The 21269-nt window shown below is 59.9% G+C and carries 16 protein-coding genes and 1 tRNA gene; 14 read left to right on the forward strand and 3 right to left on the reverse strand.

The window, feature by feature from the left end; translation table 11 throughout:
- Window positions 1–9 precede the first annotated feature (9 nt).
- The 3 genes from ACP0KA_RS23045 to ACP0KA_RS23055 all read left to right on the forward strand — a co-directional run bounded on the left by ACP0KA_RS23045 (window position 10) and on the right by ACP0KA_RS23055 (window position 6525).
- Window positions 10–792, forward strand: a complete 783-nt coding sequence (locus ACP0KA_RS23045; protein ID WP_424631031.1) for a lysostaphin resistance A-like protein — start codon at window positions 10–12, stop codon at window positions 790–792.
- Between the two features lie 225 nt (window positions 793–1017).
- On the forward strand, window positions 1018–1947 hold the full coding sequence (locus ACP0KA_RS23050; protein ID WP_424631032.1) for a LysR family transcriptional regulator: 930 nt from the start codon (window positions 1018–1020) through the stop codon (window positions 1945–1947).
- A gap of 282 nt (window positions 1948–2229) precedes the next feature.
- Complete coding sequence (locus tag ACP0KA_RS23055; protein WP_424631033.1) at window positions 2230–6525, forward strand: autotransporter domain-containing protein; 4296 nt, start codon at window positions 2230–2232, stop codon at window positions 6523–6525.
- Window positions 6526–6657: 132 nt separating this feature from the next.
- Here the strand turns inward: ACP0KA_RS23055 and ACP0KA_RS23060 are convergent, their stop codons facing one another.
- Window positions 6658–7584 (reverse strand): AEC family transporter, encoded by a 927-nt coding sequence (locus ACP0KA_RS23060; protein WP_424631034.1) that lies wholly within the window; start codon window positions 7582–7584, stop codon window positions 6658–6660.
- 3 nt (window positions 7585–7587) lie between these two features.
- Window positions 7588–8079 (reverse strand): Holliday junction resolvase RuvX, encoded by a 492-nt coding sequence (gene ruvX, locus ACP0KA_RS23065; RefSeq protein WP_424631035.1) that lies wholly within the window; start codon window positions 8077–8079, stop codon window positions 7588–7590.
- Between the two features lie 54 nt (window positions 8080–8133).
- On the opposite strand from ruvX, the gene ACP0KA_RS23070 reads away from it, so the two are divergent.
- From ACP0KA_RS23070 to ACP0KA_RS23120, 11 genes are all read left to right on the forward strand, one after another.
- Window positions 8134–8358, forward strand: a complete 225-nt coding sequence (locus ACP0KA_RS23070; RefSeq protein WP_424631036.1) for a hypothetical protein — start codon at window positions 8134–8136, stop codon at window positions 8356–8358.
- A gap of 276 nt (window positions 8359–8634) precedes the next feature.
- Entirely contained in the window at window positions 8635–9102 is a 468-nt protein-coding gene (locus tag ACP0KA_RS23075) for a PAS domain-containing protein (protein WP_424631037.1), read from the forward strand.
- Window positions 9103–9274: 172 nt separating this feature from the next.
- A complete protein-coding gene (gene gatC / locus ACP0KA_RS23080) occupies window positions 9275–9562 on the forward strand; it encodes an Asp-tRNA(Asn)/Glu-tRNA(Gln) amidotransferase subunit GatC (RefSeq protein ID WP_424631038.1) in 288 nt (95 codons plus the stop codon).
- 29 nt (window positions 9563–9591) lie between these two features.
- Window positions 9592–9780: a hypothetical protein gene (locus tag ACP0KA_RS23085; RefSeq protein WP_424631039.1), complete on the forward strand. Its 189-nt coding sequence runs from the start codon at window positions 9592–9594 to the stop codon at window positions 9778–9780.
- Window positions 9777–11255 carry an Asp-tRNA(Asn)/Glu-tRNA(Gln) amidotransferase subunit GatA gene (gatA, locus tag ACP0KA_RS23090; protein WP_424631040.1) on the forward strand — a complete coding sequence of 493 codons (1479 nt, stop codon included), beginning with the start codon at window positions 9777–9779 and terminating at the stop codon, window positions 11253–11255. The genes ACP0KA_RS23085 and gatA overlap by 4 nt, the downstream gene beginning before the upstream one ends.
- 282 nt (window positions 11256–11537) lie before the next feature.
- On the forward strand, window positions 11538–13022 hold the full coding sequence (gene gatB / locus ACP0KA_RS23095) for an Asp-tRNA(Asn)/Glu-tRNA(Gln) amidotransferase subunit GatB (protein WP_424631041.1): 1485 nt from the start codon (window positions 11538–11540) through the stop codon (window positions 13020–13022).
- 1517 nt (window positions 13023–14539) lie between these two features.
- Window positions 14540–14806: an SEL1-like repeat protein gene (locus tag ACP0KA_RS23100; protein WP_424631042.1), complete on the forward strand. Its 267-nt coding sequence runs from the start codon at window positions 14540–14542 to the stop codon at window positions 14804–14806.
- 221 nt (window positions 14807–15027) lie between these two features.
- The gene (locus tag ACP0KA_RS23105) at window positions 15028–15351 is read left to right on the forward strand and encodes a hypothetical protein (protein WP_424631043.1); all 324 of its coding nucleotides are present in this window, start codon (window positions 15028–15030) and stop codon (window positions 15349–15351) included.
- Window positions 15330–15421: transfer RNA gene (locus tag ACP0KA_RS23110), tRNA-Ser, on the forward strand. Before ACP0KA_RS23105 ends, ACP0KA_RS23110 begins: the two co-directional genes overlap by 22 nt.
- 75 nt (window positions 15422–15496) lie before the next feature.
- Window positions 15497–17890, forward strand: a complete 2394-nt coding sequence (locus ACP0KA_RS23115) for a tetratricopeptide repeat protein (RefSeq protein WP_424631044.1) — start codon at window positions 15497–15499, stop codon at window positions 17888–17890.
- Between the two features lie 531 nt (window positions 17891–18421).
- Window positions 18422–19984 carry a porin gene (locus ACP0KA_RS23120; protein ID WP_424631045.1) on the forward strand — a complete coding sequence of 521 codons (1563 nt, stop codon included), beginning with the start codon at window positions 18422–18424 and terminating at the stop codon, window positions 19982–19984.
- A 145-nt stretch (window positions 19985–20129) separates the two neighbouring features.
- Here ACP0KA_RS23120 and ACP0KA_RS23125 read toward each other — a convergent pair whose 3' ends face one another.
- Window positions 20130–21032 (reverse strand): alpha/beta fold hydrolase, encoded by a 903-nt coding sequence (locus tag ACP0KA_RS23125; protein ID WP_424631046.1) that lies wholly within the window; start codon window positions 21030–21032, stop codon window positions 20130–20132.
- Between the last annotated feature and the right edge of the window lie 237 nt (window positions 21033–21269).

Raw genomic sequence — 21269 nt, forward strand, 5'->3', positions numbered from 1 at the left:
GGAGTTGTCATGAGCATTGCTGAAGGCCCAACAGATCTTGCGCCCGTTTCGCCGTCCGGCAAAAGCCGCGAACCACGGGTGTGGAAATTCTTCGGCACCAGCGTGTGGGGGCTTGTGCTGTTCGCGGCGATGTTCGCGGGGCAGATCGCGGGCGTGGTCTACTTCCTCGTCGTCAACGGCGATCCGTTCAACCTCAATTCCATGATGAATCTGGCTGCGAACGGCCGGGTGATTTCCCTGTCCGTCATCATGGGATTGCCGGCGATATTGCTCGTGCTGTGGGTTGCGACGCGATGGTCTGGGGTGGGGTTCGCCGATTATCTGGCACTGCGCTGGCCGTCGTGGCGGATGCTTGGGGCGGGTGTCGGCGGACTTGTCCTTTTGCTGCTGGCCTGGGAGGTCATCAGTCGTCTCGCGGGCCACGAGAGTTCACCGGGCTTTATGATTGACGTGCTCAAGACGGCCCAGAACGACGGTGCGCTCTGGCTGCTGGTCATTGCTTTTTGCGTCGCTGCACCGCTGACGGAGGAATTGCTTGCGCGCGGGTTTCTCTATCGCGGATGGTCGGAATCGTTTCTGCGGCCGTTCGGCGCTATCCTGCTGTCGTCAGCGGTATGGACCGCGATGCACATGCAGTACAACTGGTTCTTCCTCGCGCAGGTGTTTTCGATCGGCTTGCTGTTTGGCTATTTGCGCTATCGCACCAATTCGCTCTGGCTGACGGTGATCCTACACGGGATCAACAACCTGGCTGCGACGATCCAGACGCTCTGGCTTGCATACTATTCGTGAGGGGCTACCGACCTTGGAGATTCGTCCGGGTCCAAGTTCAATGCCCCTGTCGATCCGGATCTGGTGTTTCCCAACGCTTACACGAACTCCAGTGTAACGCCGGCTCAGCGTAACTGTTGTGTCAATCATCGAGTTGTTCATTCTCCGTCCTCGCCGGGCGTCCGACGATGCTTTTCAGATATGCGATGCACCGCACTGGCGATGCATCCATGAGTGCGCTTACAATTGGCTCGACCCGTCCTGGGGATCGATCAGGGGCTGATCATGGAAATGCACCAGATACGCTACTTCCTCAAAGCGGGGGAGACGCTGAATTTCACGCGCGCCGCCGAGCAGTGTGGCGTGAGTGTGCCCTCGCTCAGCCGCGCGATCCGGCAATTGGAAGAAGAGTTGGGCGGGCAACTCTTCCGGCGCGAGCGACACCTGACGCATCTGACCGATCTCGGCCGCCTGATGCTCGAGCATTTTTCTGTCATGAGCAGTGCCGCCGACGCGGCTAAACGCGAGGCCAGGGATTATACCAGGCTCGCGGGTTCGCGGTTGAAGCTCGGGATATTTGCATCGATCGGCGCAAGCGTGCTGACCGGCTATCTCACCGCTCTGCGGGATCAGGCGCCCGATCTCGAACTCCACATCTGGGAAGCCAATTGCGAAGAGCTGGAAGGTGCGCTGCTCAGCGGAGAAATCGACATCGCTCTGACCAGTTCGCCTGAGTTGGACGAGCGAATCCGTGTGGTGCCGCTGTTTCGGGAGGCATTCTATATCTCGTTTGCTGCCGGCCACCGCTTCAGCGAAATGACAGCGGTGTCGATGCGCGAGCTTGAGGGCGAGGATTACATTAAGCGGCTGCACTGCGAATTTCCCTCGAACCTTGCCCGGCTTGGCGTCGCCAAGCCCTATAATGCCGTGAACGTGCGCTATGTCGGCGAGCGCGAAGACTGGATCCAGTCGCTGGTCCGGGCAGGACTCGGTTGCGCCGTGATGCCTGAAAACCTGCCGCTGTTGCCGGGGCTCGAGATGCGCCCACTGGTCGATCCGGAAGTATTCCGGCAGATCAGCATGGCAACGGTCGCGGGCCGGCCGCACAGCCCCGCAGTCGCGGCGGCTGTTGCAGCTACTCAGCACTACCGTTGGCCGGATTGCCGCGCCGGTTAGAGCTCGACCACCTGAGTGCAATGGTCCGCGTTACGCGCAAGCTCATGACTTGTTAGCCAAACAGCGGCTGTCCGGGGGCGACAGGAAACCTCAATCTCCCTATCAAGCGCCGCCTTCGGTTCGCCGGGCAGCGTAACCGTAAATATCGCTCTGCCTTCGGGACCTTGGCTTTTGCCACGGGTGTCGGCGAGCGTGGACTTGTTGCGCGCGAGCGACTGCGAGAGGGGTGAAATGCGGGGAGAGACAATCCTTCTTCGGGGGGGTATCGGGTTGTCAAAAGGAATGCTCTGGACGACAAGCTCATTTGTCATATTTCCGGGGAGGCTGGCGGCCTTCGCGCTTGCCGTCGCTCTTGCGCTGCCGTCCGGCGCAGCGCGTGCGCAGGATGCGACCTGGATCGGCGGCGTATCCGGCGACGTCAGCGACCCTGCCAACTGGGCGGGCGGAGCCGTTCCGACCGGAATGGCTTATTTCGGCGCGTCGGGTAGTACAAACCTGTCGTCATCCTTGCCCTTTGGCACTCTTACTATGCGGGGCTGGACGTTCGATGCCAGCGCGCCGAACTACTCCTACGACGTGACCCTCCCTGTCTCCCTGCTTCTCTCCGGCGCCGGTATCATCAATAACGGAAGCAACACCGTTACCCTCAGCAATGATTATTTTCTGACCTTTTCGAACGCCGCGACGGCGGGGAATGTCGTCATCAACAACAGCGGCAACGGTGCTGTCTCCTTCGAGTCGCACTCAACCGCCGATAACGCCATAATCAACAATCTGACATCCACGGCTGTTGTCGGCTTCAATGCCAGCCAGCTTGGCCACGCCGCCATCGTCAATGACGGCACCCTCGATATTGGAGGGGGGAGCAACGCTGAAAACGCCAGCATCACCAACAACCATATCGTCAATTTCACCGGCAGCAGCACCGGGGGCGACGCGACGATCCAGAACAACAACGGGGGTGTCATCAATTTCGGCAACACCAGCACGGGCGGCAACGCTGTCATCACGAACAATGCCGGGGCGGTCGTCGACTTCTCGGGGAGCAGCGGCCCGAATAGCGATCACAAGCTCAGCATTGGCGCGATCATCGGCGACGGCAATGTCTATCTGGGCAGCAATGCGCTCTCTATCGGCGGCAACAACCAGGATACGACGCTGAGTGGTGCCGTCAGCGACTGCGGCGCGAGCGGGAACGATTGCCAGAACGCTGGCGCCGTCGGCGGATCGTTGGTCAAGACCGGAACAGGTACGCTGACGATCACGAGCGCCAACACCTATACCGGCGGCACGACGATCAGCGCGGGAACGGTGCAGATCGGTGATGCGATGACGGCTGGCAGCATCGTCGGCAGCGTGAACGTCGGAAGCGGGACGACGTTCAGCGCCGTCAACGGGAACCTGAGCGGGATTCAGCGTATCAATAATTCCGGTGTCACGGAGTTTCACGGCAACACGAATCCCATCAATGCTTTCATCACGAACGATGCGGGCGGCGTGGTCGATTTCGCCGGGAGCACGGGTCCCGCAGGTGACGGTAAGCTCAACGCCGCGAGTCTTGCGGGCGCCGGCAATTTCTATCTGGGCAGTAATACCCTCACGCTCAACGATGGCTTCAACACGACGGTCAGTGGCGTCATCAGCGATTGCGGCGCAGGCGGGACCGCTTGCAACACGCCCGGAGCGACCGGCGGCGCGCTGGTGAAGGCGGGAAGTGGCGCGCTGACGCTCATCGGCGCCAACACCTACACCGGCGGCACGACGGTCAATGGCGGATTGCTGGTGCTGGGGGATGCCACGGCCAAGGGCAGCATCGTCGACAACGTGACGGTCGGCCCAGTCGGCACTCTTCAACTGATCAACACCGATCTGGGCGCGGTGACCAGCATCGACAATGCAGGTCTTGTGTTCTTCAGAAATAGCACCAGCGCCAGCAATGTCGCCCTGAACAACAGCAATTTCATGTCGTTCCTGGACACGAGCACTGCGGGCAACGCAGCGATCACCAACAGCGGTATGCTTTTCTTCAGCAACACCAGCACGGCCGGCAATGCAGCGATCACGAACAATGCAGGTGGTAAGGTCGATTTCTCCGCCAGCAGCGGACCCAACGGTGACCACAAGCTGAGCGCCGGTTCGATTGCGGGTGCCGGAGACTTTTACCTCGGCGGCAACGCGTTGACTGTCGGTGGCAACAACCAAAGCACGGTGGTCAGCGGTATAATCAGCGACTGCGGTGCGGGCGGCAACGCGTGTTCCGCTTCCGGGGCGACTGGCGGCATGCTCGTCAAGGCCGGGACCGGCGACCTGACGCTGTCCGGCGCCAATTCTTATAGCGGCGGCACGTGGGTCGCCGCGGGGACATTGAGTCTGGCGAATAACGACGCGCTTGGGACCGGGGCCGTGATGCTCGATCCCAACACGACGCTGCACCTTGCGGGCGTGCAGATTGCCAACACCGTCAATGTCTGGGGCGATCCGAATATTGCCGTCACCGGCGCGAACTCGCTGAACAGCATTGCCGGCTCCGGCGACATCAACATCCTTGGCACATCCGCCAGTGCGACCACAGACGTGCTCACGCTGAACGGCCCGAACACCTACACCGCGGACACCTTCGTCGGCAATGGAACGGCGAGTGCTGCGGCGACCTTGAAGGGCGGCGGAGCCAATGCATTGAGTGCCAATTCGACGACAACGGTGACGGCGAACAGTGTCCTGGACCTCAATGGCTTCGATCAGGCGATCGGCGCGCTGGCTGGAGCCGGGACGGTCACCAACGGCGGTGGGAGTGCGGCGACGCTGACAGCCAACGGCAACAACAGCTCAACGATCTTCAGTGGTGTTATTGAGAATGGCAGTGCGCCGACGGCGTTGACCAAGGCTGGCACCGGCACGCTGGTGCTCTCGGGCACCAACACTTTCACCGGTGCAACGACGGTCAACGCTGGACGCTTGATGATCGATGGCTCGATCGTGTCGTCAAGTGGAGTCCAAGTGAACGCGGGCGGATCAGTCGGGGGCTCAGGTTTTCTCCCGTCAACGGTAGTTGCCGGCGGTGGCACGCTGGCCCCCGGCAGTACCACCACGGCTCTGACAGTGAATGGCAATCTGATGTTCGACACCGGCGCGACATACGCCGTACAGGTTTCGCCGACAGCAGCCGGGCACACGGACATCACCGGGACGGCAAACCTCGCCGGCACCGCCTATGTCAGTTTTGCTTCCGGAAATTATACGAAGGGCAATTATACTCTTCTTTCTGCGGCTGGTGGATTGGGCGGCACGACATTCGATACGCTGCAGACAAGCATGCCAGGTTTCGTCACCTCGCTCGGTTACACGGCCAACGACGCGGTGCTGATGATCTCGTCGGCGGTTCTCGGCGCAGGGCAGGGGCTTGGGCGTAACCAGCAGAACGTCGCCAATACGATCAATGATTACTTCAACAACGGCGGTATGCTGCCCCCCAGTTTCTCCAATTTCTTCAGTCTCAGCGGGAGCCGTCTTGGCGATGCGCTGTCGCAGGCTTCAGGAGAGGCGGCAACGGGCGCGCAGCAGGGCGCATTCCAGCTCATGAACAGGTTTTTCGGGGTCATGCTCGATCCCACGGTGGGCGGCACGGGACAGGCCGGCGGACCGGCGCTCGGTTTCGCCGCGGAGCGCGACATGTCGCCTGATGTTGCTCGCGCTTATGCTTCCGTGTTCAAGTCAGCGATCAAAGAACCGCAATCCTTCGAGCCACGGTGGAATATATGGGCTTCCGGCTTCGGCGGCTCCAGCAAAACCGGCGGAGATATCGCATCCGGCTCGCATGATAGCACTGCGCGTATCTATGGCTCTGCCGGCGGAGCCGACTATCACTTCTCGCCTGACACCGCCGTGGGCTTTGCTTTTGCCGGAGCTGGTACCAGCTGGGGGCTTGCCGGTGGGCTCGGTGGCGGCAAAAGCGATGCCTTTCAGGCGGGGCTCTACGGTTCGAGGCGATGGGGAAGCGCCTATGCGTCCGCCGCGTTCGCATTTGCCAACCACTGGATGTCGACCGACCGTTATGCATTGGCCGGCGACCATCTCACGGGAAACTTCGGTGCGCAGAGCTACGGCGGGCGGCTGGAAAGCGGCTATCGCTTCACGACGCTGTTTGGTGGTATCACGCCATATGCCGCCGTGCAGGCACAGGCTTTCCACACCCCGGGCTACAACGAGACGGATGTCGCTGGTGGAGCGCTGGCATTGTCATACGGTTCGCGTGACGCAACCGATACGCGGAGCGAACTTGGCATGCGCTACGATCGCACGATGCTCCTCAACTCAAATGCGTTGCTCACGCTCCGCAGTCGCCTCGCATGGGCTCATGACTGGGTCAGTGATCCATCGCTGACGGCGGCCTTCCAGTCGCTTCCCGGCTCGGGCTTTGTTGTCGGTGGGGCAGTGCCGGCGAAGGACACGCTGCTCGCTTCGGCCGGTGCCGAGTTATTCATGACACCTGCCTGGTCCGTGCTCGCCCGGTTTGATACCGAATTGTCCGGAAACTCCCAAACGTATGCCGGAACGGGCACGTTGCGTTACACTTGGTAAGTAGACGGAACCTCTGCCCCCTAGCCGCAAGAGAGTTCGCTAATTGCAAGACGCCACTCGAGTGGGGCGGATTTGACATTCGCTCCCACGCGGTCGCGAGTTCCTCAAGCGAATGTTGGAAGCAAAGGACCGCTACTTCACGAGCGCAATGGCGATCGGCATGGTAATGATGGCGAGCACGGTCTGGAGGGTCAGGGTTTCCGCCACCAACGGCGCATCGCCTCCCATCTGGCGCGCAAGTAAATAGGCGCTCGATGCGGTCGGCACCGAGGCGCAGCATGCGACGATCGCCAGGCTCGCACCTGAAAGTCCGAACGCGATGCCGAGCGAGATGGCGAATGCCGGCATCACGATCAGTTTGAGAAAGCAGCCCAGCAGCGCCGGTCCGTCTGGACGCAGTACGCCCTTGAGCTTCAGACCCGCGCCGACGACAAGCAATCCCAGCGCGAGTGACGAACGTCCCAAGGCGTCGAGAAATTCATTCGCCCATAAGGGGAGCGCGAGACCGGACAGGTTGAACGCCATACCCACCGCACACCCCCAGATCAACGGGTTTTGGGCGATCGCCAAAAGGATGCGGGGCCAGGACAGCCGCGTGGGTGAGGCATAGCGAGCCAGCACCCAGACGGCGGTGATGTTGAGAACCGGAATCATCGCGACGATCGCCACCGAGGCGAGGGTGAGGCCGACAGCGCCGTAAAGGCTGCCCGCGACCGCGAGCCCTACATAGGTCTGCCAGCGGCAGGAACACTGAAAGATCGATGTGAAGGTCGGTCCGCTGACGCCGAGCCGCTTCATCAACAGTGGCCGCAGCGCCAGACACAGCGCCACCATCAGGAACACTGCAATGAGCAAGGCTCCTGCGACGCCCGCGAAGGGGACTTCCGCAAGCTTGGCCCGGGCGAGGCTCTGGAACAGCAGTGCCGGAAACAGCACGTAGTAAACGAGCCGTTCGGTGCCGCTCCACAATATGTCTTCCTTGAGCAGGATACGACGCAGGACGAAACCCATCACGATCAGCAGAAATATGGGCACAATGGCCACGACCACAGGCAGCATCGGTCACTGATCTCCAGCCGAGCGGCCCAGTGCCGTCAGGCGATCGAGCGCACCCTGCAGGATGAAGATCGCTGCGTGCTCGTCGATCACTTTGGCGCGTTTGGCGCGGCTCATATCCATTTCGATCAACTCGCGCTCGACGGCGACGGTCGACAGCCGCTCATCCCACAAGCCGATCGCGAGGGGGGTGAGCTTTGAAAAATTGCGGGCGAAGGCGCGGGTCGACTGAGCCCGAGGTCCTTCGCTGCCATCCATGTTGATGGGAAGTCCAAGGATGAAGCCTGCGACCTTGCGCTCGTTGGCCAGTTCAAGCAGCCGGGCGGCATCCGCGGTAAAGGTCTTGCGGTGAATGGTTTCTATACCCGTTGCCAGTCTGCGGTCCGGATCGGACACGGCGACGCCGATGGTCTTGGTGCCGAGATCGAGCCCGATCAGGGCGCCTCGTGATGGCCAGTGCGCAACGGCTTCGATCAGCGGTAATATCAAGGCGGGCATGTTGTCGCATAGCATGTGCGGTACAAGCGTTGCAAAGCGGTGAGGGGATCGGCAGTGGACGGGTTGACGTTATTCGGGCTGTTTGCCGTGACAGCAATGCTGGTCTGCTATGCCCTGGAAGATCGCAGCCCGTGGTTCATCTTCGGATTCGCCGTGGCTTGCGCGTTGGGATCGGCCTACGGTTTTCTCCAAGGGGCATGGCCCTTCGGTGTGGTCGAAGCCATCTGGGCGCTGGTGGCGTTGCGGCGCTGGTTCGCCAAGCAGCGGACGGCGACATAACGCGGAAAAACGGAATGGCGAGGGTTCCGGTCTACGCGTCTCATCGCTCGCGGCTACGCCTGGCTTGGTCAGTTTCGCAGCAACCCGAGCAGCCAGGCTGTTCCGCGATTTGCCCTGCGCTAAAAATAATCCGCCATGCACAAGTTATGGTTGTGATTTGACGAGAGTCGGCGCATTCATCCACCGCCTCGCCCGCACTGGATTCTCCCTTTGACCAATCAGGATCAAACCGACTTTTTCGGTCGTGACCGTATTCGCTGTGTTCAGCAAATCGGTATGCTTAAGCTATGGGACCGCTCGAAACGGGGAGAGGTGCTGCCGCTTGCATCCGCCGTTCACGATGAAGATCTCGCCCGGTTACGCGAGAAGCTGTTGTTGCTCGATGTTGAGCGGCAGGACGGTGAGCCCCGCTACTTGATTCGGTATCAAGGCTCCGACATCGATCGCATGAACAATCGCAATTGCGTCGGGCTTTATCTGAATGACGTCATGGAGCCGTCTATTCGCGAAAGAGGGTTGAAAACCTACCGTCGCGTGGTCGATCTGCGGTTACCTGCGTTCAATTCGACCGTTGTCCAAGACGAAAACGGCGCAAGCGTGCAGTATGAACGGCTGCTGCTGCCTTTCACGCGCTCCGGTGATCGGGTTGACCAGATCTACAGCATTGTCACGCTGTACACCGAAGACAACCAGTCGCCATTCGAGACACTGAAAAACGCCGTTTCCCGGAACGAGCAGCCCTGATCCCGGCGAATTCCGGATTCGGGACACCAGGGCTGGGTCGCACAACCTTTTGAAGTTTCTGCCATTATTTCCCGGCGTCCTGATCGCCCGGGATCATTTGACGTTGGCGATCCGCGCCAAAATGCTCTATAGGGCGGGCGGAACAGAGCAGTCGCCCCGGAGTCTCCTGGATATGTCAGTCGATACCGCCACCGTCCGCCGGATCGCGCATCTTGCGCGCATTGCCGTCAAGGATGAGGAAGTGGCCCATCTGCAGGGCGAGTTGAATGCTATTCTGGCGTTCGTCGAACAGCTGTCGGAAGTGAATGTCGACGGGATCGAGCCGATGACCTCTGTCATGCCGATGGAGATGAAAAAGCGCGCGGATGTCGTCAATGACGGCGAAATCCCCGACAAGGTGCTGGCCAACGCGCCGGTGACCGAAGATCATTTCTTTCTGGTGCCGAAGGTTGTCGAATAACTCCTCCACCATACTCGTGAGGCAATGCCATGTGCCTGCTGTGCGATGACGAAAAGTCCTATGCCGCCTACCTGCAATATCTCGATGCAATGGAGCGCGCGGGACAAGTCGCCGATCCCGACAAGGCGATGGATATGCTGATCGAAGAAATCCAGAAGAGCGACGCCGAAAAGCTCAAGAACAAATCCCCCTTTTCCTGCGACCCGGTTGATGAATGACTGATCTGACTTCGCTGACGCTTGCGGATGCCCGTGAGGGCCTCACGCAGAAATCCTTCACCGCTCTGGAACTGACCGATGCGCATCTCGCCGCCATGGAGAAGGCGCGGGCGCTCAACGCGTATGTGCTCGAGACACCGGATCAGGCCCGGGCTCAGGCGCGCGAGCAGGACGCCAAGATCGCAAAGGGCGAAGCCGGTCCGCTTGCGGGTATTCCACTCGGGGTAAAGGACTTGTTCGCCACCAACGGTGTGCGCGTCACGGCATGTTCGAAGATTCTCGGCAACTTCATCCCGCCCTATGAATCCACCGTCACCTCGCAGTTGTGGCGCGACGGCGCGGTGATGCTCGGCAAGCTGAACAACGACGAGTTTGCGATGGGCTCGTCGAACGAGACGTCGGCATTCGGTCCCGTCATCAATCCCTGGCGGCGGGAAGGTTCGGACACGAACCTCGTTCCGGGCGGTTCGTCCGGTGGTTCGGCGGCCGCGGTCGCGGCCAATCTCTGCTTCGGTGCCACGGGGACAGACACCGGCGGTTCGATCCGCCAGCCCGCCGCGTTCACCGGCATTGTCGGAATCAAGCCAACCTATGGCCGCTGCTCACGCTGGGGCATCGTCGCTTTCGCCTCATCGCTCGACCAGGCCGGACCGTTCGCGCGCACGGTGCGCGACACCGCGATCCTGATGCGCTCGATGGCAGGTCATGACCCCAAGGACACCACGTCGGTTGATCGGCCGGTCCCGGACTATGAAGCCGCGATCGGCAAGTCGGTGAAGGGCATGAAGATCGGTATTCCGAAGGAATACCGCCTCGATGGCATGTCCGGCGAAATCGAGAAGCTGTGGGGGCAGGGAGCGGACTGGCTGAAGGCGGCAGGCGCTGAACTTGTGGAGGTGTCACTGCCTCACACGAAATACGCTCTGCCGGCTTATTACGTGGTGGCGCCGGCGGAAGCGTCGTCCAACCTGGCGCGCTACGACGGCGTGCGCTACGGTGCTCGCGTCAATGGCCGCACCATCATCGACATGTACGAGAACACCCGCGCCGAAGGTTTCGGCCCGGAAGTGCGCCGCCGTATCATGATCGGGACGTATGTGCTGTCGGCCGGCTATTACGATGCCTACTACCTGCGGGCTCAGAAGGTCCGCACGCTGATCAAGAAGGATTTCGAGGATGTGTTCGCGCAAGGCGTGAATGCGATCCTGACACCGGCAACACCGTCCGCAGCGTTCGGCATCGGCGAGAAGGGTAAGGCCGATCCGATCGAGATGTATCTCAACGACATCTTCACGGTGACGGTGAACATGGCGGGATTGCCCGGCATCGCCGTGCCTGCCGGCAAAGACGGGCAGGGGCTGCCGCTCGGCTTGCAGTTGATCGGCCGTCCGTTCGACGAGGAGGCATTGTTCTCGCTCGGCGCAGTGATCGAGCAGGCTGCCGGAAGCTTCACCCCAAAGCACTGGTGGGCCTAGCCCGTTAGAAGCCCCCGCGGGCGCCAATCCGGCTTTCCGGAAATCCGCCGCAAGCCTATGAGCTAGTGCGGTGGATCTGATGTTCGTATCGGTATAACCGCTGGTCCATCATACGAACGTCAGATCCAAAACCGCACTAGATTCATATTCTTGCTAGTGTCCCTTAGGTTCTGACATTCGTAAACGAGCTAACCGCAAACTCATACGAATGTCAGAACCGGGCCACTAGAATTGAAAATTCCAGGGGTTTTCTACCCCGCGCGCGCGGGGTAGAAGTGCCTCATGAACGCACCTGTCAAATCTTCAAAGCTCCTCAAGGGCCACACCGGCGATTGGGAAATGGTCATCGGCCTGGAAGTCCACGCCCAGGTGACCTCGAATTCCAAACTGTTCTCCGGCGCCTCGACCGAATTCGGCGGCCAGCCGAACGATCACGTGTCTCTGGTGGACGCGGCGATGCCCGGCATGCTGCCCGTCATCAATGAGGAGTGCGTTGCGCAGGCGGTCCGCACCGGCCTCGGCCTGAAGGCGCAGATCAATCTGAAATCGACCTTCGACCGGAAGAACTATTTCTATCCGGATTTGCCGCAGGGTTATCAGATCAGCCAGTACAAGTCGCCGATCGTCGGCGAGGGCGAGGTGATCGTCGACACAGGTGACGGGGAAAGCATTTCCGTCGGCATCGAGCGGCTGCACCTCGAGCAGGATGCCGGCAAGTCGCTGCATGATCAGAACCCCACCATGTCGTTCGTCGATTTGAACCGATCCGGTGTGGCGTTGATGGAGATCGTCTCCAAGCCGGACATGCGTTCGGCCGAACAGGCGCGGGCCTACGTCACCAAGCTGCGCTCCATCCTCCGCTACCTTGGCACCTGCGACGGCGACATGGAGAAGGGCAACCTCCGTGCGGACGTCAACGTCTCCGTGCGCAAGCCGGGTGAACCATTCGGTACGCGTTGCGAGATCAAGAACGTCAACTCGATCCGTTTCATTGGGCAGGCCATCGAGTACGAGGCTCGAAGGCAGATCGATATTCTCGAAGACGGCGGCGTCATCGAGCAGGAAACCCGGCTGTACGATCCCAACAAGGGAGAGACGCGGTCGATGCGCTCCAAGGAAGAGGCGCACGACTACCGTTACTTCCCCGATCCGGATCTGCTGCCGCTCGAATTCACGAGCGCCTTTGTCGAAGAACTGAAGGCGAAGCTTCCGGAATTGCCGGATGAGAAGCGTGCACGCTTCATCGAGGAATTCGGGCTAACGCCTTATGACGCCAGCGTTCTTGTCGCCGAACGGGAGAGCGCCGACTTCTACGAAGCCGTGCTCGCCAAGCTTACCGACAAGGCGCGCGACGGAAAGCTGGCGGCGAACTGGGTGATCAATGAGTTGTTTGGCCGTCTCAACAAGGAAGGCGGCGATATCGCGACCTCGCCCGTTTCCGCGAGCCAGCTCTCGGCGATCGTCGATCTGATCGGAGAGGGAACCATCTCCGGCAAGATCGCAAAGGACTTGTTCGAGATCGTCTGGACCAAGGGCGGCGATCCGAAGTCGCTGGTCGACAGCCTCGGCATGAAGCAGGTCACCGACCTCGGCGCGATCGAAAAGGTGGTCGACGACATCATCGCGGCCAATCCCGACAAGGTTGAGCAGGCGAAGGCGAAGCCTCAACTGGTCGGCTGGTTCGTCGGTCAGGTGATGAAATCATCCGGCGGCAAGGTCAATCCGCAGGCGGTGAACGACATCCTCAAGACCAAACTTGGTCTCTGAACATCACTGACACCGCGCATCATGCAACGATGCGCGATGTCGTTTGCCGCGTCGACGGGCACTCTCTCGCTCTGATTTTCGTCTCGACGATGACCGTCTTTGGACCTTGGACGCGCCTCAAAGGTCTCCGCCGCAGAGAGCCGGTGTGCGAATCGGCTTCCCCGGACTCGCCCAAAAAGGGCACCCTTGCGAGCAATCATCGCGCGAAAAGCAGTTTTTCACGAAAATATTTTCGTTGCCAAAAAACGCGACTCAGAGTTCGCGCGAGGTACTTTTTGTCTGTTGAAACGTTTTGCATTTGCATTCGATCGCGCTCGCATCGTTTGCATCGCGATGAAAGAAACCGCTGGGGCACAGTCACTTCTTTGATGTTGGATGCGTCGTCGTATTTGCAATTCAAGTGAGATGCTTGTTGTCTTGCATGCGCGTCGAAGAGTTCGCACGACGTGCTTGCGTTGGGAGTTGTGCCTCGGGCGTAAACGTTTCCTTAAGCGGGACGCTGTTTTTTTGATCGCGTTGGTGTAATCCGATTGAAGTGCATTTCGATTCCCGAGTGCACACAGCGATTAAGCCATCTCACTCATTTAGGAGGGCAACATGGCCAAGAAAGCGAAGAAGGCGAAGAAGACCGTAAAGAAGGCAAAGTCGGCAGTGAAGAAGACTGCCAAGAAGACCCGCAAGGTCGCCAAGAAGAAGAAGTAAGGCTTCGCCTTATGGAATAAGTCGGCAGGTTGATGCCGGCGACGTCACAAGAGCCGCCGAGCTTGTTCGTCCATAAGGACGAAACTTAAAGCGGTGGTTCTGGTCGACGAAAGAGGGTGTCGGCGAGACATCCGGCGAGACGGTCTGATCAGGGTACGGAGGGGGCATGACCTTCTCAACGGACGGATCAGGCAGAGGAGCTCAAGCGGCTCTTCGTTTGTTGCGGGTTCTCCGCATTTTCGTTGGCAGGGTGCTTCGGCAACCTGCATGACGAAATCTCGACCCGGGTGTGTTCACCGACGCCCTCGTCTTATGAGTGGCAGCACCTACGAAGTGCAGTTCCTGTGAGGCGCGGTTCCTCAAGAGCTCCTCTGGCCCGTCGGGCCAACCTCTCAACTCATACTTCCCATTAGGCTCATCTCTGCGGACGTCACGCGACGTCGTGGTCTGGCTGCCGGCATGAAGCCTGGCCAGCTTCCGCAATTTGGCGAGCTCCGCCGATGGTTATCGGTTCGCCAACCGTCACGGTGAATCGATGTTTACGGCTTTCAAGAAACCCCTGAAAAACGGGCGTTTCTGCGATTCCTCGGCGCAGGGCCGGTTCCCGCGTTCAGATTCCGTTCATCGCGATACTTAAACTGCTCTTCAAATTTTACGGGCCATATTTGCCTCAACAAGCCGGCAAACGGCGAGGGGCTTTCGCGGCGACGGACAACCGGACAACGCGAAAGAAATGTCAAACGGACTAAGGACAGGGGCCGCGCTCGCTGCGGCTGATCTTAACAGCCGCACGCGGCGGGACACGGAGAGGCAGGATGTTTCAGGGAACGATCAATGTCGGCACAGCGATGCCGGTGGAAGTTGATGCAAATGGCGATGCGCTGTTTGATCTCGGCATGCTCTATTCGAGCGGTCGCGGTGGTGAGGTCGATCTGATCGCCGCCCACAAGTGGTTCAACCTTGCAGCGCTCAAGGGACGCACGGACGCCATCCCGCTGCGCCGTGAGGTCGCCGAGTTGATGTCAGACGCCGACATCGCAATCGCTCAGCGCGAAGCGCGGGCCTGGATGACGGCGCACTGAACGGACGGACGTCGCAGAGCAGTTCGCCCGGTGAGAGGTCGTCGGATCGCGGGGATGCCTCGGGGGCATCTCAGCACGTTGAGACCGCGTGCACCGCTTCGCTCTGCGGAGCACCGATCTCACAGGGCTCATCAGCAGGCGCGAGCCTCAAGCGCATCACAGGCCATCCGGCGGGTTTCTCTGTGGCCCAAGAAGCGACTCCACGATGAACCTCCTGCCGCTTGACGCGATCATCCGTCGTCCATGCCGCCACGAAGAAGCGGCGATCTGATGACGCAACGATCGTCTTCGAACTTGTCGGGGGCGTCATCGCGACGCGTGTCGTTCTCGCTGAAGATCACATTGCGCAACCAGGGCTTGATCTGTCCGACGTGCCGGCAGGCACAAATCGTGCGAACATTCGCGTTCCGCCCGTCATGCTGGTGCCGATACCGGAGCGGGCGATCACCTTAAACAAGTTTGTGTTCGATGGTGACCTTCAGGCTTGCAGCGCCGGGCAGGGTGAGGCATACGGGACGTCGCAGGAGACGTGGCCGAGCGGCTGAAGGCACTCGTTTGCTAAATGAGCATACCTTGAAAAGGGTATCGAGGGTTCGAATCCCTCCGTCTCCGCCACTTTTGCTAAACTTTTGAAAATATTAGATTATTTTCCTGGAGCCATGTTGGCCTCCTCATTCGCGGCAGCTGCATTTGTCGGCTCAGGAGAAATTCAGGCAGGGGCTCACCGCCCACCAACAGGGGCGCCTTCGCGAGGCAGAGGCCCTGTACAAGCAGGTCCTCAAATCCGAGCCGAACCACTTTGATGCTTTGCACCTGGCCGGCGTGATTGCGCTGCAGACCGATCGTGCCGAACGCGGCATCGAACTGATCCAAAAAGCGCTCGCGCTTGATCCGGCCGCGGTCTCTGCGATCGGGAATCTCGGAGCGGGTTTCTATAGTCTGGACCGTTTTGAAGATGCGCTCGCCTGCTTCGACAAGGTGATTGCGTTGAGGCCGCGGGATGCCGGGGCCCACTGCAATCGTGGGAACGCGCTCAACGGCCTCAAACGTTTTGGTGACGCGCTCGACGCCTACGACAAGGCACTCACCATCGAACCCCGATTGACGGAGGCGCATGTCAGCCGCGGCAACGTTTTGTTCGATCTGGAGCGCTTCGCTGATGCGGTGGTTGCTTACGATGCAGCGATCAGGCTTGAGAACAGGGCCGTTGATGCCCTCAGCAATCGTGGCAACGCGCTGGCGCGTCTGGATCGATACGAAGAGGCCCTGGCGAGCTACGACAAGGCAATTGCGGTCGCGCCGGGCTACCCCGACGCCCATTACAACAGGGCGAAAACACTCCGGCACCTCAGCCGTCTTGAAGACGCTCTAGCTAGTTATGACAAGGCCATCGCCGCCAAGCCCGACTTTCGCGCGGCGCACATCAATCGGGGCGGTTTGCTGAACGACCTCGGACGCTTTCGTGAGGCGGTCGCGAGCTATGACACGGTTATTCACCTGAATGCGCGCGATGCTGAGGCGTATCTCGAGCGCGGCAAGACGCTGAGCCGGGCAGGTCTTCAGGACGATGCCGTTACAAGCTTCGATCGCGCTGTTAAACTCGATCCAAGGAATGTGGACGCGCTTGTCAGCCGGGGCAGCGTACTCGTCGGGTTGAAGCGTTTCGACGAGGCGGATGAAAGTTATTCGGCGGCGCTTGCCATCGATCCCGACTACGATTTTCTATTTGGGAACTGGCTGAGCACCAAGCTCTATACGTGTGATTGGACCGATTGGGACGCACGGGTCGCGGAACTCGAAAGCAGGCTGAAGGACGGTCGCAAGGCGTCGGCCCCCTTTAACTTGTTCGCACTGCTCGATGATCCGGATCTGCAAGGACGCGCGGCGGAGGCTTTCACGGCTGCCAGGGTTACGCGGAATTACGCTACGCCTGCCATCTCAAAGCTTCCGCGCCACGACGTGCTCCGCATCGGATACTTTTCCGCCGATTTCCGGATCCATCCGGTAGCGCTGTTGTGCGCGGAGCTGTTCGAGCGGCATACCCGCTCGCGATTTCAGGTCACGGCCTTTTCGTTCGGACCTGACACGCAAGACCCTATGAGAAAGCGGCTTGAAGCTGCCTTCGACAAATTTCTCGACGTTCGTGACAAGAGCGACGTTGCCATCGCCTCGCTTGCACGTGAGCTCGAAATCGACATCGCGATTGATCTGATGGGCATGACCCAAAGCAGCCGGCCCGGCATTTTCGCTGCCCGTGCTGCGCCGATTCAGATCAACTACCTTGGATATCCCGGCACGCTTGGATCGGATGACATCGATTATCTGATCGCGGACCGCGTGACGATTCCTGCGGCGCATCGTGCTTACTATCGGGAGAAGATCGTCGCGTTGCCAGGATCGTTCATGCCGCAGGATACGCAGCGCACGATCGCCGACAAACTGTTTTCGCGCTCGGAATTGGGATTGCCGGAAACGGGCGTCGTTTTCTGCTGCTTTAACGCGAGCTACAAATTCAATCCGCGCGTGTTTGATTGCTGGATGACGATCCTGAAGACTACGCCCGGCAGCGTGCTTTGGCTGGCCGATGGTAACTCGATGGCGACGGCCAATCTCAGGAAAGAAGCCGCCGCACGTGACGTCGATCCGTCGCGCTTGATATTCGCTGGCAGAACGGAAACCCTCGATGAACATTTGGCGCGGTACCGCGCTGCGGACTTGTTCCTCGATACGTGGCCTTATAATGCCCATGCCACCGCGAGTGATGCCTTGTGGGCCGGGCTTCCGGTGCTGACGCGTGCAGGAGAGGCATTTCCATCTTGTGTCGGCGCGAGCCTCGTCAACGCTGTTGGCCTCGACGAACTCATCACGACAACGAATGATGCGTACATCGCCGCTGCAACCGAATTGGCTGCACAACCGGACGAGCTTGCTGCGATGAGGCACAAGCTTTCTGTCAATCGGATATCGGGACAGCTCTTCGATATGTCGTCCTACGTGAAACATATCGAGGCGGCCTATCGCGCGATGTACGATCGATATCTGTCCGGTGCCGGACCGGAACACATCCAGATCGAACCTTTGTAGGCTCGTAGTTTCCGCACGCGTTGACAGCGCCCAATCATTAAGTCGCGATGATCTCAAATTGCACGCCGCTCTTCTTGACTGGGCCGTGAGTCAACGACTCTGACGCGTTTGATTCGCAGCACTTTCCCTCTAAGTGGCTGCTGCTTGCCTCAGTCTTTCCTCGGATACCTCCGCCGGCAGTGTTATGCGTCCTTGGAATACTTGTTTTATTTCAGGTGTTTACGAGAGGGCTGAGTGTGTCATCGCGTGTTCTTTGTGCAACACGTCTCCAAAAACGGCTGGAACGGCTCCGTTTCATGGCGCTCCTTTGTTGCGCGTTTATGAACCTTGAGTAATGGTCGACACAGCGACGTAGGGGGGCATCCCGAGGTCGTCCCGTTAGGTGGTTTCGCTTTAGTCGCTCGCGTTCATGCGGGAGCGTTGAGGGCGTGCGGCCACCAAGCGGCTAGCGGAGATTTGGAAGAACCACGCGGCGGGCGGCATCCGCGGCGTGGGGAAGTGCCAAGTCTCTCAAACAAACTTGGAGGTTTTATGAGCAAGATGAAGACCCTTATCCTGGGGTCTGCAGCGGGTATTGCTGCGATCACCGGGGCACAGGCAGCTGATCTTCCAGTCAAGGCGAAAGCCGTTGAATACGTGAAGATTTGCTCCCTTTATGGCGCCGGCTTCTACTATATCCCCGGCACCGACACCTGTATCAAATTCGGCGGCTACATCCAGGCCGACGCTAACTTCCTCGCCGGCAACTACAACAAGCCGGGCTGGGATCACGGCGGCGCTCCTGGTCAGTCCAATGCGACGGCGTACTCGAACGCCCTCGACACCGGCAGCCGGGACATGGATTACTTCACGACCCGCTCGCGCGCTCAGCTGAACATCGACACCCGCACCGCCACTGAATATGGCGTTGTACGTACTTACTGGTCGAGCAACTTCGAAAACTCGACGGGCTCCACTCCGTCGTCAGGCAACATCACTCTTGATTTTGCGTTCGTCCAGTTTGCAGGCTTCACCTTCGGTAAGGCGATCTCGGGCTTCCAGACGCCATGGGGTGCTTACGGTGGCAACCAGAACACCTCGTACACGATCGGCGGTTACGACAACGCGACGGGCATTACCCAGGCTGCCTACACCTGGCAGTTCGGCAATGGCGTGTCGGCGCAGATCGGTGTTGAAGACAACCGCGTGATCAACCGTGCTCCGTTGTTCAACTCGGGCCTTGCGATCACAGGTCTTGGCACCTTCTTCCAGGGTGCTCAGGGCGGCTCGGCATTGACGAGTCTCGGCGCAACCGGCGGCAACGTCGCTCCGGATATCGTCGGTAACATCCGTGTCGATCAGGCTGCGTTCACCTTCCAGTTCTCGGCTGCGGCACACAATCTTCATGCGTCCTACTATGCCAACCCGAACGGGACGACCGGCATCGAAACCAACGGCCATCCAGGTGACGAATGGGGCTTCGCAGTGTCGGGCGGCCTTCAGTTGAAGAACCTGATAACCGGCCCCGGCGACAAACTGTCGATCGATGCCACCTACACCGACGGTGCGCCTAAGTACGTTATCAGCGGCGTGACCGGCAACGGCTTCGACCACTTCAGCGGCGGCGATAACGGCTTCTACAACAGCCTCGCTTTCGCTGGCTTGTTCGACGGCGTGTTCGGCACTGGTACCAGCATCGAGAAGACCAAGGTGTGGGGCTTCCGCGGTGCGTTCGTGCACAACTGGACTCCGAATTGGGAAACCAGCGTGTTCGGCAGCTACACCAATGTCGACTACAACGGTGCGTCTTCGCTTTTGATCTGCAACCGTCTGGGAATCACTGCAGCTGCTGCCGGCGCGACGCCTACCGCCGGATTCTCCTGCAACCCGGACTTCAACATCTGGCAGGTCGGATCGCGTACAGCCTGGACCCCGGTCCGGAACCTGACGTTCTCCGGCGAAGTGATGTACACGGTGCTCGATCAGTCGAACACCGGTGGCATCAATCTGACCAGCACTCCGGGTATCCCGAACACGTTCAAGCCACCGGGTGCTTACGAGTTCAAGGATCAGGGCATCTGGTCCGGCAACGTCCGCGTTCGCCGCACCTTCTGATCGTGATCGCCTAAGGGCGGTGACAATCTGAATTGCTCACGGCCCTCGGCGGGAAACCGCCGGGGGTTTTCTTTGTCTGATATAGATTGTGCGCCGTTGTTGCTCCGCATGCGGCTGAAGTCATGCGGGGCGCAAAGAAGTACGCTTAAGAGGCGGATATATCCGTACGATCGCAGCGGACGCAGAACGATTTGATTCGATCAATCGTCGGCTTGTCCGCCAGCAGAGGCGCATGCCCTTGATCGGGCACCTCCACCAGATCGATATCGGGACGCAGCGATTGCATGTCCTGCACGCTTTGCCGCGACAGCAGGTCGGAGAGGCCGCCGTGAATGAGCATCAATGGAATACCCGCGAGCTTGTCGAACAACTCCCAGATCGCCGGCAGCGGATTGGCGGGATCGAGGTTTGTGAATCCTTGGGCGAGCCTCAGGTCGTAGGTCCGCTCCAGGCCGCTCCCGTCCGTCTTCTCGCGAAACGCGCGGTGCGCCCAGGCCATCCATTCGGCATCGGTGAGCGAGGGGAAGACACCGCCGAACAGGGTCTTCAATCCGCGCGCGGCTTCTTCCCAGGTTTTGCGCGGCGGCGGATCGGCGATGTAGCCCTTGATCTTCATCAGGCCGTCCATTTCCAGCGCGGGGCCGATGTCGTTCATGATGACGCCTGCCAGCAACTGCGGCTGTGTCGCCGCCAGCGCCATCGAGATCAGGCCGCCGCGGGATGTCCCGAGCACAATGGCGCGTGAGATGTTGAGCGAAGCCGCGATCGCCAGCACGTCGCCCATCTCGATCGGGACGGTGTATTTCGCTGGATCCGGATCGTGGTCGGACAAGCCACGGCCGCGGTAATCGATAGACACGACGCGACGCGGCGCGACCGGATCGAGAGCCAGTGCCCGGCCGATATCGTCAAAATCATCGGCTGTGCGGGTCAGGCCCGGCAGGCACAGCACGGGCAGGGCGGGGCTGGCTTCAGGGCCAATGGTCTTTGCGTGAAGCTTGAGGCCGTCGGCTGACTGGCAGAATACGTCATGGAATGGGTCGGACATCGGTTGTGAGCCTCGAGCAAATAGTGGGCTGGCGAGAAGGAAAGGCTTGTGGTCGGCGTGCAGCCGCAATCACGTCCTCACCATGAGGATTGAGCTTAACACCTGTAAGACGAATGGAAACTCGCGTGATGGGTTCAGAAGTCCGCCCGATTGCGTTTGCGAGCTCTTCCAGCGGCCTTCTGACGATTTCCCGGTGTCCACTCACATCCAAGGTCCGCGATGGAGCGCGCTGCACGA

Source organism: Bradyrhizobium sp. SYSU BS000235, from assembly GCF_049747295.1.
Taxonomy (GTDB): Bacteria; Pseudomonadota; Alphaproteobacteria; order Rhizobiales; family Xanthobacteraceae; genus Afipia.

Excerpts from the sequence above, each read along its gene's own strand:
- ACP0KA_RS23085 (WP_424631039.1), top strand. The coding sequence starts at position 9,592 with ATGTGCCTGCTGTGCGATGACGAAAAGTCCTATGCCGCCTACCTGCAA.
- ACP0KA_RS23075 (WP_424631037.1), top strand. The coding sequence starts at position 8,635 with ATGCTTAAGCTATGGGACCGCTCGAAACGGGGAGAGGTGCTGCCGCTT.
- ruvX (WP_424631035.1), bottom strand. The coding sequence starts at position 8,079 with ATGCCCGCCTTGATATTACCGCTGATCGAAGCCGTTGCGCACTGGCCA.
- gatA (WP_424631040.1), top strand. The coding sequence starts at position 9,777 with ATGACTGATCTGACTTCGCTGACGCTTGCGGATGCCCGTGAGGGCCTC.
- gatB (WP_424631041.1), top strand. The coding sequence starts at position 11,538 with ATGAACGCACCTGTCAAATCTTCAAAGCTCCTCAAGGGCCACACCGGC.
- ACP0KA_RS23120 (WP_424631045.1), top strand. The coding sequence starts at position 18,422 with ATGAGCAAGATGAAGACCCTTATCCTGGGGTCTGCAGCGGGTATTGCT.
- gatC (WP_424631038.1), top strand. The coding sequence starts at position 9,275 with ATGTCAGTCGATACCGCCACCGTCCGCCGGATCGCGCATCTTGCGCGC.
- ACP0KA_RS23100 (WP_424631042.1), top strand. The coding sequence starts at position 14,540 with ATGTTTCAGGGAACGATCAATGTCGGCACAGCGATGCCGGTGGAAGTT.
- ACP0KA_RS23045 (WP_424631031.1), top strand. The coding sequence starts at position 10 with ATGAGCATTGCTGAAGGCCCAACAGATCTTGCGCCCGTTTCGCCGTCC.
- ACP0KA_RS23125 (WP_424631046.1), bottom strand. The coding sequence starts at position 21,032 with ATGTCCGACCCATTCCATGACGTATTCTGCCAGTCAGCCGACGGCCTC.
- ACP0KA_RS23055 (WP_424631033.1), top strand. The coding sequence starts at position 2,230 with ATGCTCTGGACGACAAGCTCATTTGTCATATTTCCGGGGAGGCTGGCG.
- ACP0KA_RS23060 (WP_424631034.1), bottom strand. The coding sequence starts at position 7,584 with ATGCTGCCTGTGGTCGTGGCCATTGTGCCCATATTTCTGCTGATCGTG.